The 12,834-nt window shown below is 44.9% G+C and carries 12 protein-coding genes; 4 read left to right on the forward strand and 8 right to left on the reverse strand.

Annotated features, from left to right (window positions below; all coding sequences use genetic code 11):
* Together RH86_RS04425 and tal are read right to left on the reverse strand one after the other, a co-directional pair.
* The coding region (locus RH86_RS04425) for a transketolase (RefSeq protein WP_009385198.1) at positions 1-868 on the reverse strand (868 nt) is incomplete at its 3' end.
* A 94-nt stretch (positions 869-962) separates the two neighbouring features.
* Positions 963-1,913 (reverse strand): transaldolase, encoded by a 951-nt coding sequence (gene tal / locus RH86_RS04430; protein ID WP_009385199.1) that lies wholly within the window; start codon positions 1,911-1,913, stop codon positions 963-965.
* Between the two features lie 465 nt (positions 1,914-2,378).
* On the opposite strand from tal, the gene RH86_RS04435 reads away from it, so the two are divergent.
* A complete protein-coding gene (locus RH86_RS04435) occupies positions 2,379-3,362 on the forward strand; it encodes a sugar-binding transcriptional regulator (protein WP_009385200.1) in 984 nt (327 codons plus the stop codon).
* A 130-nt stretch (positions 3,363-3,492) separates the two neighbouring features.
* On the opposite strand, the gene RH86_RS04440 is transcribed toward RH86_RS04435, so the two are convergent.
* Genes RH86_RS04440 through moeA form a run of 4 tightly spaced genes read right to left on the reverse strand, consistent with a single transcriptional unit; the run spans position 3,493 to position 6,678 of the window.
* Entirely contained in the window at positions 3,493-4,338 is an 846-nt protein-coding gene (locus RH86_RS04440) for a sulfurtransferase (RefSeq protein ID WP_009385201.1), read from the reverse strand.
* Positions 4,339-4,346: 8 nt separating this feature from the next.
* Positions 4,347-4,646 (reverse strand): hypothetical protein, encoded by a 300-nt coding sequence (locus RH86_RS04445; protein ID WP_005599500.1) that lies wholly within the window; start codon positions 4,644-4,646, stop codon positions 4,347-4,349.
* Positions 4,647-4,678: 32 nt separating this feature from the next.
* On the reverse strand, positions 4,679-5,434 hold the full coding sequence (moeB, locus tag RH86_RS04450; RefSeq protein WP_009385202.1) for a molybdopterin-synthase adenylyltransferase MoeB: 756 nt from the start codon (positions 5,432-5,434) through the stop codon (positions 4,679-4,681).
* Positions 5,435-5,442: 8 nt separating this feature from the next.
* Positions 5,443-6,678 (reverse strand): molybdopterin molybdotransferase MoeA, encoded by a 1,236-nt coding sequence (gene moeA, locus RH86_RS04455; RefSeq protein ID WP_009385203.1) that lies wholly within the window; start codon positions 6,676-6,678, stop codon positions 5,443-5,445.
* Between the two features lie 182 nt (positions 6,679-6,860).
* On the opposite strand from moeA, the gene folE reads away from it, so the two are divergent.
* Both folE and dbpA read left to right on the forward strand, forming a co-directional pair.
* Positions 6,861-7,514, forward strand: coding sequence for a GTP cyclohydrolase I FolE (folE, locus tag RH86_RS04460; protein WP_005599495.1), 654 nt, complete (start codon positions 6,861-6,863; stop codon positions 7,512-7,514).
* 112 nt (positions 7,515-7,626) lie between these two features.
* The gene (dbpA, locus tag RH86_RS04465) at positions 7,627-9,003 is read left to right on the forward strand and encodes an ATP-dependent RNA helicase DbpA (RefSeq protein ID WP_005599494.1); all 1,377 of its coding nucleotides are present in this window, start codon (positions 7,627-7,629) and stop codon (positions 9,001-9,003) included.
* Between the two features lie 111 nt (positions 9,004-9,114).
* Here the strand turns inward: dbpA and dld are convergent, their stop codons facing one another.
* Together dld and RH86_RS04475 are read right to left on the reverse strand one after the other, a co-directional pair.
* Complete coding sequence (gene dld / locus RH86_RS04470; RefSeq protein WP_009385204.1) at positions 9,115-10,818, reverse strand: D-lactate dehydrogenase; 1,704 nt, start codon at positions 10,816-10,818, stop codon at positions 9,115-9,117.
* Between the two features lie 372 nt (positions 10,819-11,190).
* Complete coding sequence (locus RH86_RS04475; RefSeq protein WP_009385205.1) at positions 11,191-12,318, reverse strand: acyl-CoA desaturase; 1,128 nt, start codon at positions 12,316-12,318, stop codon at positions 11,191-11,193.
* Positions 12,319-12,495: 177 nt separating this feature from the next.
* Here RH86_RS04475 and RH86_RS04480 point away from each other — a divergent pair.
* The coding region (locus tag RH86_RS04480) for a GNAT family N-acetyltransferase (protein ID WP_009385206.1) at positions 12,496-12,834 on the forward strand (339 nt) is incomplete at its 3' end.

Consider the following 12,834-nt stretch of genomic DNA (forward strand, 5'->3'; position numbering starts at 1 on the left):
AATAGACGTCTGCTGGAATTTCAAATGCTGGATGTTCCCAACCAAGGAATTCACGCGTCGCTGCGATTTCTTCCACACCTAGTGGTGCACCGTGGCAGTCATGAGAGCCTGATTTATTTGGCGAACCAAAACCGATGATAGTTTTAGTACAGATTAGCGTTGGACGTGGGTCTGCTTTTGCCGCTTCAATCGCTGCATTGATGGCGTCAGCATCGTGACCATCAACCGCAGGGATAACATGCCAGCCGTAGGCTTCAAAACGCTTAGGCGTATCGTCAGAGAACCAACCTTCTACGTGACCATCGATAGAGATGCCGTTGTCATCCCAAAACGCGATCAGCTTACCAAGACCTAATGTGCCCGCAAGAGAACAAGCTTCATGCGAGATGCCTTCCATCAAACAACCATCACCCATGAAAACATAAGTGTGGTGGTCAACGATGTCGTGGCTTTCTTTATTGAACTGTGCTGCCAATGATTTTTCAGCCATCGCCATACCAACCGCGTTGGTAATGCCTTGGCCTAGAGGACCGGTTGTTGTTTCGATACCCGGTGCGTAACCATATTCTGGGTGACCAGGCGTTTTTGAATGCAATTGACGGAAGTTCTTCAGATCGTCAATTGATAACTCGTAACCACTTAGGTGTAGCAAAGAGTAAATCAGCATAGAACCGTGGCCGTTTGATAGGATAAAACGGTCGCGATCTGCCCACTCTGGGTTAGCTGGGTTGTGGTTTAGGTGTGAGCGCCAAAGTACTTCAGCGATATCAGCCATACCCATTGGTGCGCCAGGGTGGCCCGAGTTAGCTTGTTGAACTGCGTCCATGCTTAGCGCACGGATTGCATTGGCTAAAATTTTACGATCCATAATTATTTCCGAATATTGTTTCTGTCTTATGAGACACGTGTAAATAGATGTAGAAGAGGGAACGTTTTCGTTCCCTCTTTTAAATAGTTTTGGATTACAGTTTCGCTGCGATCATCTCTTCAAGCTTGCCTTGGTCAACAGCGAAGTTGCGGATACCTTCTGCAAGTTTTTCTACTGCCATTGCATCTTGGTTATGATCCCATAGGAATTCAGCGTGGGTCATTGCGGCTGGGCGAGCTTGAGAGCCTTTAGAATCGATAAGCTTCTCTACTACTTCACCTTCTGCGGCTTCTAGATCTGCGAGAAGTTGAGGAGCGATAGTTAGACGGTCGCAACCAGCCAGTTCAAGGATCTCACCGATGTTACGGAAGCTTGCGCCCATCACAACAGTCTTGTAACCGTGATCTTTGTAGTAGTTGTAGATGTCTGAAACAGAGATAACACCTGGATCTTCTGAAGCTTCAAAATCACGACCTTCTTTTGCCTTGTACCAGTCCATAATACGGCCAACGAAAGGAGAAATCAGGAACACGCCAGCTTCAGCACAAGCACGAGCTTGAGCGAATGAGAATAGCAGCGTTAGGTTACAGTTGATGCCTTCTTTTTCTAGGATCTCAGCAGCACGGATGCCTTCCCAAGTTGAAGCGAGCTTAATAAGAATGCGATCGTTCGTAATGCCTGCATCGTTATACATTTTAACTAGCTGGCGAGCTTTCGATACGCTGCCTTCCATATCGTAAGAAAGACGAGCGTCAACTTCGGTTGAAATGCGGCCAGGGATAGTGGTTAGGATTTCTTTACCGATGTTAACCGCAAGCATGTCGCAAGTGTCTTGTACTTGTTGGGCTTTATCGTTGCTTTGCGCTTTTGCGTATTCAATCGCTTGGTCAATCAGTGGTGCGTACTCTTCAATTTGAGCCGCTTTAAGAATTAGAGAAGGGTTAGTCGTCGCGTCTTCTGGTTGGTATTTCTTGATTGCTTCAATTTCACCAGTGTCTGCTACAACGGTAGTTAGTTTACGAAGTTGCTCTAATTTGTTGCTCATAATTGATCATCCTATTTTCTGTCTACGTCGATACGAGAAATGACATAGACATTTGCAAGCGAGTTAACGAATAGTTCATGGCTAAATTTAGACCGTTTCTACTCATTAACAGAAAACTTTTGTTCGTTAGCTAAATTGCCTGAGCATTTGTTCTAACGATGAGTAAATGATGGATTCATATTTATCTTATTGGCCGCCAAAGTCAATCGAGTAGTAATGAATTAGGTGAGCTTAATCACCATTAATTTTGACTATCATCGCATCTAGTTGCAGCTAAACGTTTGCTTGCTATGGTCAGGTTTTCTTGTGTGGCTCACCTAATTAGATTTTGCTGTGAACATTTGTATTGATGATGAACATTTGTTTAGGGTAAGGTGGGCAGTGACAAATGCTAATGCATTGAGCATATGTGCGCCCTTGACAGGGTTCTTTTGCCAAAAATTTAATTTCCAGACGGACGACATAGTGACCACTACAGCCGATAAACCAATAAACAGTACCGATGTATTAACTGAGATTTCAGTGGCCTATTACCAAGATGGCGCGACGCAAGAAGAGATATCGAAAAAATTCGCAATATCACGCGCTAAAGTAGGTCGTTTACTTAAACAGGCGCGTGATGAAGGCATTGTTGAAATTACAGTCAAGTATCACCCGGTTTTCAGTGCCAAAATTGAGCAGCGTCTGATTGAGCGCTTTGGTGTGAAACGTGCTTTGGTCGCCTTGGATCAACCGAGCGAAGAGGCACAGCGCCTGCAAGTGGCAGGCTTGGTGTCGAAGTACATGGCGGGCACATTGCAAAATGGCACTGTCGTAACAGTAGGGCAGGGACGCAATGTTTCTGCGGTGGCGCATCATATTGGTGTTATCCCACAAAAAGAGGTCAAATTTGTCTGTGGCATCGGTGGTATTCACCCAAGAGGCGGCATGTTTAACGCTGACCACATTTGCCGACAGTTTGCTAAGAGTTATGGGGGCAGTTCAGAAACGCTCTATGCTCCAGCTTATGCTGAAAACCGCGAACAGAAATTGGCGTTTATGCAAAATGCGACTGTTAAGCAAACCCTTGATTTAGCGCGTAAAGCAGATGTGGCTTTAATAGGCATTGGTGATATGAGTGAGAACAGCTACATGGTTGATCTCGGGTGGTTTAGTGCCGATGAAGTGGTGCAGGCGCGCTTGCACCAAGGTGTTGTTGGTGATTTTGCCGGTTATGACTTTTTCGATATCCATGGTGCATCCGCCAAAACCGTGATGAGCGACCGGGTGATAGGGCTCGGCATTGACGAGTTTAAAGCCATTTCAGAAGTGATTGCGATCGCAGCAGAAAACAGTAAACCGCTCTCTCTACTTGGTGCTCTGCGTACTGGCGCGATTGATGTGATTGCGACAAGTGTTAGCAATGCCCTGACGGTATTGAACCTAGATGAACAAATTAGCCAAGGTTAGGAATCTGCAATTGTGGGTCGGTTGGAGTATTTAGTTCTTTAGTTTAAAACTATTCGAACAAAAAATTACTGCAGCGTGTGTAAAAAAAATCCCCGTATGCGGGGATTTTATTTTTGTTTATAACCAAGACTTATTCAATCGGTAAGCGCGAATTGCTGCCCCATTCAGTCCATGACCCGTCGTACACTCGTAACTGTTTGGTTTCATAGCCAGCGAGTGTGGCAGCCAGTAAAACGATGCATGCGGTGACACCCGATCCGCAACTAAATAGATATTCTTGCTTTCCAGCCACAAGCGTGTTTTCCATCAGTGGAATTAGCTGCTCAACAGTTTTGAGTTTGTGGCCATCGATCAGTTCGGCAAAGGGCAGGCAAACAGAATTTGGGATGTGACCGCTGCGAACACCAGCGCGTGGTTCAGGCGTTTGACCAAGAAAACGCGCCTTGCCACGAGCATCGACCGTCAAGCTACTGTCGTTGCCAATTTGTTGCTCAACGTATTGCGCCGCGACAAAGTAGTTAGGCTCCAACTTGCCATTGAAATTGCCGACGGGTGCGTCGTGGTAGCACGTTGTCGTTGAGTAACCACATCGCTTCCACTCCGCAAGACCGCCATCAAGTACAAATACGTTTTGATGTCCCATGGCTTTAAGCATCCACCACGCACGCGGAGAAGCGAAGGTACCGCTGTTGTCGTAGACAACAATAATCGATTCGTTGTTTAGGCCGATTTGTCGCGCAAGCTGATTAAAACGTGCTTCGCTGGGCATCATGTGAGGAAGTGCCGCGTCAGGATCACAAAAACACTTATCGTAGTCGAAACGAATTGACTGCGGGATCAGGTTCTCTTTGTCTTTTTCAGTTTCAGATGGAATTTGAAAATCGATACTGGCATCTAAGATAATCAAGTTTGGATCGCTGCTATGCTGATAAAGCCATTTCGCAGATACAAGGGGAGTGGATACAAGTGACGTCACGTTGCCTCCTAGTGGCAAGAGATAAAGTGGTAACTGACATGGCCAAGTCGGTCTGTTGCAATCTCAATTTGAGCGAGCTCTTGCAGGTTGCATTGTACGCTTATTGGTGCAGATATAACGTGAGTATTACCTTCACCCAAATCAAGTGTTAAGAATCGCCTTTGGCCATCGAGAGATTGAGTCAGTGTCGATTCGATTATTGGGACGGTGGTTACTTGGCTATTGCTGTCAGAATTGAACCACAATAGCGCAAGTAACAGTACTAATGCTGCGAGTAGGGCGGCAAGAAAATATTTAGGGTTATCCATAACCGACATCTCCTTATTATCTTACAACAGCCTTATTTAGGACCGCACACTGAGCATGTAGGCATTTTCATCAAATTCATATCGCGCCAAGACATCGTCATAGCATCAAGAATTAACACTTTGCCTTGTTTAGGCGAGCCATAGTTAGCAATAACCTTAATCGCTTCCATAGCCTGCATCGCACCAATAATGCCCACTACTGGTGCCATTACGCCCGCTTCAACGCAACTTAGAGCGCCGCCACCAAAAAGACTGCTCAAACACTGATAGCAAGGTGCTTGTTCATCTTGATAAGTAAAGACGCTGACTTGGCCTTCCATCCGGATTGCTGCGCCAGAAATCAACGGTGTTTTATGTTGATAACACAAGCGATTAAGCTGATTACGTGTGTCGACGTTATCGGATGCGTCCAAAACTAAGCTATGGCTTTGGATAAGTATCGATAGCCCATCATCACTCAAGCGTTTATCTATGGTCGCTATCTCGATATGCGGATTCAGCAACGCCAAAGATTGCGCTGCTGATGCCACTTTCTTTTTGCCGATATCGGCATCATGGTGCAGAACCTGTCGTTGTAGATTTGACAGTTCGACCACATCATCGTCAATCAGAGTTAACTTGCCCACACCTGCCGTGGCGAGGTATTGGCTTGATGCACAACCTAAACCACCGGCACCGAGAATCAAAATCGACGCTTGCTTGAGTGCTTCTTGACCGTCAAAATCAAATTGATTTAGTACGATTTGGCGATTGTAACGCAGCATCTCTTGATCAGATAAGATCTCCACGGTGACCTCTAGTATAACGTTGAGTTAAACAGTTGAATTTGTACTGTCTCGCCCGCTTCAACGCGGCCGCGCTCGCGCTCAAGCACCACAAAGCAGTTGGCCAAGCTCATAGAGCGGAATGCGCCAGAGCTTTGGTTACCAGTGGTTTCCACCACAAACTGCCCATTCTCAAGTGAATAAATACCACGTTGATAATCGGTACGCCCTGGGGCTTTCTTGAAACCTGTTTTTGTGATGGCTGGAATGGACTGCGGCGCTTGCCATTCACTATGACCAGCCAGTTTTGCCAGCATTGGCTGAACCAATACATACATGGTTAACACGGCAGAAACGGGATTACCAGGCAAGCCACAGAACCACGCAGAAGAAAGAGCACCAAACGCAAAGGGTTTACCCGGTTTGATAGCCAGTTTCCAAAAACCAATTTCTCCAAGTTCTTCAAGAATGTCTTTGGTGTAGTCAGCTTCGCCAACGCTCACGCCACCAGACGTCACCACAACATCGGCCAGTGATTGCGCTTTTTCAAAGGTCTCTTTCAATGTTTGTGGACAGTCAGGAATGATACCGAGATCAATCGCTTCACAACCAAAATTCTCAATTAATGGTTTTATTCCGTAGCGGTTACTGTCGTAAATTTGGCCAGCTTCAAGTGGCTCACCAAGCGGTTTTAACTCATCGCCGGTCGAGAAGAACGCAACTTTCGGCTTGCGAATAACGCTGATATGGCTAATACCCAGTGAAGCAATCATTGGAATATCACGCGGGGATAAACGAGCGCCTTTGGCCAAAACCACATCACCTTGCTTAATATCATCACCAGTTGGGCGGATATTGTTTTGTGGTTTGACATTTTCTTCAGCAAAAACGATACCGGCGTCGGTCACTTGCGTGTTTTCTTGCATGATCACCGCATCACAGCCGGTAGGGATCTGAGCTCCGGTCATAATACGAATACAAGTGTTTTGCGGCCATTCACCAACAAAAGGTTGACCAGCAAAAGATTTACCTACCATCGGTAGCGTGTTTGAGTGCGCTAAGTCTGCTATACGTACCGCATAGCCATCCATCGCTGAATTGTCGAATGGAGGCACAAAAATCGGAGAAAGAATATCTTCTGCCAGAACAAAACCCAGTGCGTCTGCAAGCGGTAATTCTAAAGTATTTTGCAGTGGTTCGATGCGTGATAGCATTTTTTCCATCGCGTCTTCAATTGGCATCAAGCCAGGAGCGTCACAGCAACCCATGGTGTCATTCCTAATCTCGTTATAGTTTTGGCTAACTCTACCACAAATTCGCCGTGACACTAAGCGTACCGTGGCGTTGAATCGTTCGCAGAATAGTCCCCCTAGTTAAAATATGGGTGTAATTATTAAAAAATCCGAGTATCCTTGTCAGCCATCCGCAAGGAGTAATATGAGGAAGTGGAATGTCAGGTCTTAGCGAGTCTGCATTGTTAGTAAAAGATGCACTTGAAAGCCGTGGATTAGAGACACCAATGGTGCCTAGCCAATTTAGTCGTGAAGAAAAAAAGGAAAAGATTCAACATCATATGAGGGAAATTCTTTCTCTGCTTGATCTTGACCTTACGGACGACAGTTTAGAAGAAACGCCGCACCGCATTGCAAAAATGTATGTGGATGAGATTTTTTCTGGTCTTGACTACCAAAACTTTCCAAAAATTACCGTGATTGAAAATAAGATGAATGTCAGCGAAATGGTTCGTGTTAAAGACATTACCTTAACCAGCACTTGTGAACATCACCTAGTGACGATCGATGGTAAGGCCGCAGTGGCTTATATTCCACGCGGAAAAATCATTGGTTTGTCAAAAATAAACCGTATCGTGCGTTTCTTTGCTCAGCGCCCACAAGTGCAAGAGCGTTTGACTCAACAGATTCTGGTTGCGCTGCAAACCTTGCTTGAGTCTGATGATGTGGCGGTAACCATTGATGCAACGCACTACTGCGTGAAATCGCGCGGTGTTATGGACGCGACGAGCCAAACGACCACGACGGCACTTGGCGGGATATTCAAATCTATCCCAGCGACGCGCGCCGAGTTTTTGCACGGATTACGTTAACCTTAGGGTAGACGACTTTTTTGTAAAAACCGCTTCTAGAGAGGCGGTTTTTTTATTTTGCTATTTTCCATCTATGCTCTGTGCATAGAGACACAAACGACGAGTATAAGTTTTGACCGATTCATTTAAATCTTTGCCACTACAGCCTGAGCTGCTAACGACCCTTGATTCATTGGGCTACACTCAAATGACCCCAATCCAAGCACAAAGCTTGCCTATCGTTCTTGAAGGTAAAGATGTGATTGGTCAAGGCAAAACCGGTTCAGGTAAAACGGCGACGTTTGCGCTGGGTTTGCTTTCAAACCTAAAGGTGAAACGTTTTCGTGTGCAATCTTTAGTTCTGTGTCCAACTCGCGAATTGGCTGACCAAGTAGCGAAAGAGATCCGTACTCTAGCGCGTGGTATTCATAACATTAAAGTGTTGACGTTGTGTGGTGGTATGCCAATGGGGCCGCAAATTGGTTCTCTGGAACATGGCGCGCATATTTTAGTTGGTACTCCGGGTCGTATTCTTGATCACCTTAGCCGCGATCGTATTGACTTGTCAGAGTTAAATACTTTGGTGCTGGATGAAGCAGATCGCATGTTAGACATGGGCTTCCAAGATGCGCTTGATGCGATTATCGATCAAACGCCTACTCAGCGCCAAACTCTTCTGTTTAGTGCGACTTTCCCGAAAGAGATCGAGGCGATTGCTTCTCGCATCATGAAGGCGCCACAACTGGTTAAAGTGGAATCAACTCACCAAACTTCGACCATTGAACAGCACTTCTACAAAATCAATGCAACAGAAGATCGTGACGAAGCATTAGAAACGTTGCTGATGGCGCACCGCCCAGAATCATCAGTGATCTTCTGTAACACCAAGAAAGAAGTAATGGCGGTTGCTGACGAACTACACAATCGTGGCTTTAGTGTTACAGAACTTCACGGTGATTTAGAGCAGCGTGAACGCGATCAAGCATTAACCATGTTTGCAAACAAGAGTATCTCCATTCTTGTCGCGACCGATGTTGCTGCGCGCGGCCTAGATGTTGATAACCTTGATGCGGTATTTAACTTTGAATTGTCACGCGATCCTGAAGTACACGTGCACCGCATTGGTCGTACTGGCCGCGCTGGTTCAAAAGGTCAAGCATTTAGCTTCTACAGCGACAAAGATGGCTACCGTACGGCTTTGATTGAAGAGTACATGGACATTGAAATTGCACCTGAAGCGTTACCTCACCGCCCAGCTGGTGAACCGTTTGATGCGGCAATGACAACGATTCAAATTCTTGGTGGTAAAAAGCTGAAAGTGCGTGCTGGTGATATCCTTGGTTCTCTGACCAAGGAAGCGGGTATCGATGGTAAATGCATCGGTAAGATTAATATTCTGGCGATGGTTTCTTACGTTGCGGTGGAAAAATCAGTCGCAAATCGTGCCTTGAAGCAGCTGCAAAACGGCAAGATCAAAGGTAAAGCGTTTAAAGCGCGCATCATGAAGTAATGTTTACTCTTATCATTAGTGAATTTAGTATCGAAACGGCCTCTCAATGAGAGGCCGTTTTATTGTCGATAGATTTTATTGCCTATAGATTGATACTTACTGTACTTAAACTTAACAGCAATTACAGTTACGTTTGAACTTGCTCATCTTGCCGATACCGGGGTTGAAGGTGTTGGTTGGGTCGAGCGAGTGATAAAATTCTTGTAGTTGCTGTTCTGCTTCATAGAGATGCCCGACATTATGCTCCGCGGGGTATTTTGCCCCTTTTTCGGTGAGCAGTTTTAACATCAGTGCTTTCATTTTCTTCGTATCAGTGCCTTTTTTGAAAATGTAATCTTGATGGAAGACATGACACATAAAGTGGCCATAATAGAGTCCGACCACCAATTCATTGGTGATCTCATCTGGCAGTTGTTCGACCCAATCAATGTCGTTACGTCGTAAGGCAATATCCAGTGCTAAGATATCTTCCACTTCATTAGAGTGTACGGCTTCATATCGAATTGCAGCTCCTGCGGCGGCAAAGCGATGTAGTAAGGCTTTTTTACCCTCATCGGCGGTACATTCAAAGTAATCGCATTCTTCTTGCTCTGACCATACATTCTCAAGGTACTGTTTCGCTTCTTGAATGCCATCATCACTCATTTTTAAAATCAAATGATGCTGGTATTGGTCTCTGAATTGCAACATTCTGGCTGGCAAATGCTGGGGGAATAATTTACTGAGCCAATAGAGCGCAAGATCAGGCAAGTCGTTAGAGACAAATGGAACCCGTTTTAGTATGGACTCGACTTTCGCCTTGAGTGAAAAGAACTTAGGTAAATTGTCAGTGCCTAAATGGTGAATAGACAAGAATACATCTTTACCGTATTTTTCCGCCAAATTGAAAATATCACGATGCATGTATTCGCCCATCTCAGGCAGGTTTTCGAATTGACTCAGCATATCGCGGCGCAGTGTGGTCAGTTTGTCTGCATCGTTACAGCCGATATAAAAAAGTTGTTCTTTGCTGGGGATCGGATAGGTATCAACTCGGACAGCAAACACCGCCAGTTTGCCAGCACAACCACTGGACTCAAAAAGCCTACGTGAGTCAGCATTAAAGCGTGATGGGGTTTCGGCATTAATATCACGAACGCGTTGTTCATATTCATGATCAGAAGCCATGGCATCCCCGTTTTCGATTGAGCTTGCGGCAAAATTTCCCTGTTCAACATTCGCGAGGATTTGCTCCGGTGTTTCACCAAGATCGTTGATGCCAAGGTGATTAACGAGCTCTAATTGACCTTCTTTAGTGACGCGGGCGAAAAGCGCTAGTTCCGTGTAGGCGGGGCCTCTTTTTACTAGGGCGCCGCCTGAATTATTGGCAATACCGCCAACGACTGTCGCGCCAATCGTCGAAGACCCGATCACAGAGTGGGGAGCTCGATTGACCGATTTTAAACGCTTATCCAACTGGTGAAGACTGACACCAGGTAGGCTGATAATTTGTGCGCCATCATTAATTAAATGCAGCGTTTTAATACGAGTAATATTGATGACCACCACTTCGCGATCGTAATCATCGCCACTGGGGGCGGAGCCTTCAGTTAAACCGGTTTTTGCTGCTTGCATAATAATGATGCAGTTGGCATCCACCGCAGTTTGCAGTAGCTGCCATTGCTCAACTAATGAACTAGGGAACAATACAGCCAGCGCTTTGCCCTGACCGGAGCGAAAGCCAGAGCGGTAATATTCCGTTTTCTTTTCGTGAGTCAATACGTTTTCAGTGCCAACAATACGAATAAATTTTTCAATTAACGCTTGGTTATTCATAGACTTCCTTGTCTCGCCGCAAATATACAATGATCAACTTTGTTCCGCTTCACAGTGTAATAACAATTGTGGGGATGAGCTAGCGAGATGTTCTCAGCATAGGATTAAAGAAAGGGTATGCTTTTACTAGGAGAGGAAGGATTCATTATTTTTCAGAGGGTTAATAGAATTTAGCTTTGTGTTTATGACGATAAATGATGTTCACTATTTCCCAAATTGCTATTAATGATGCGCAAACAGGAATGAGGTCTCCGCTTATCAGTGTGACGATGCTCACTGAAAACACGAAGGAGCGAAAATCGCTCCTTCGTGTTTATTCATTAATGAGTCTCATCAATGAAATAGTATCGTGTTTTAAAACGCACTGGTTGGCTAGTAGCAATGGGTTAACATCAGTTGCCAGTTCTTCTGCAGCGCTTTGCGCTCAGCTTTAATTTGACGATAGCGAATCAAAAGCAAAGAGTGCTCATATTTAGCCACCAGTCCGTTGCGTTTATGTTCCACCAGCTGTCGTTTTAGCTCGTAATAGTCTTTTATTTTACCAATTAACAATTCAAATTCGTCATTTAATGCCTGCTTAAGGTGTTGCATGTCAGGGCGATCTTCAATTTTTTCAAGTGCTTTCTTCAATGCTTGTTTCGCTTTAGCTTGCTCAATTTTTAGTTTGGGAGTGGTACGTAATTTATCGGCGAGTCCTAACCATTGTGAACTCTTAATGAACCATTTAGTCGGATCATACTGCCACCAATAAATACCATTACGATAATCATTTTCAAAGATGTGATGGAAGTTATGGTAGCCCTCACCAAAGGTCAGCACTGCGAGAATTCCGTTGTCACGTGCCGTGTTTTTGTCGGTATAAGGTTGAGATCCCCATACGTGTGCCAATGAGTTGATAAAAAAGGTTGTATGGTGGCTTAGCACTAAACGTAATACGCCAACAATCAATAACATGCCCGCAATATCATGATAGACAAGACCAAGCGCCAGTGGAATGCCAACATTGGTCGCAATGGCGAGTAATAGGTAATATTTGTGCTGCCACATTACGACCCAATCTTTTTGTAAATCACGGCAGTTACCGTAATCGTGGTAGCTCTCTTTGTTGTAGTGTCTCAGCATCCAGCCAATATGAGAAAACCACAGCCCACGTTTGGCAGAGTATGGATCTACGTCGTTCTTGTCGACGTGCTTGTGATGAATTCGATGGTCAGAGCTCCAATGTAAAGCACTGTTTTGCAGTGCGAAAGCACCTCCGATAGCAAACATCACCCGTAATGCAGGGTGGGCTTGATAAGTTTTGTGTGACCACAAACGGTGATAGCCAGCAGTAATTGAAAGATTGCAGAACGAAAATGCAACCAGTAACCATAACCAGTGCTCAGCTTGATAACCCTGCACCATACCATACCAAGGTACGGCAATAATTGCGGCGATAAATGTAGTGAGGAATAACAATACATTAAGCCAGATTATGGGTGGTTTGACAGAGTGACGCATTAAAATATCCTTTTAGCGAACAGTTGTGCGCTAGATTATCAGCGTACACGTGTAAGTCAAATCACTGTTGTTTCAAATTGTGATGGTAAATTGTTTTAGAATGTTTTGCTTTTCGTCTGTTAATGCATAGTATGGATAAGGAACGGAATCCTTACAGGAAGTAATAAGGAACTAGCAATGGAAATTAAAGTAGCTGAATATAAAGACTACGAACGTATTGCGCATTTGCACGCGCAAAGTTGGCAGACCTATTATCAAGGGATATTAGGGGCAAACTACCTCGATCATGACGTTATCGATGACCGTCTGGTTATCTGGCAAACTCGTCTTATAAACCCACCTTTTAATCAGCATGTGCTGATTGCAGAGGATGATGGCCAATTGTGTGGATTTATCTGTGCTTTCGGTAATCATGACTATGACAAAGGGACGATTATCGATGCATTGCATATTGATGGTCGCTATCGTGGCCAAGGTTTAGGGGCGAAGTTAATCGCCGAAACGGCTAAATGGATT

Origin of the sequence: Vibrio sp. N418, assembly GCF_000222565.1 — a bacterium.
Lineage (GTDB): Bacteria > Pseudomonadota > Gammaproteobacteria > Enterobacterales > Vibrionaceae > Vibrio > Vibrio scophthalmi.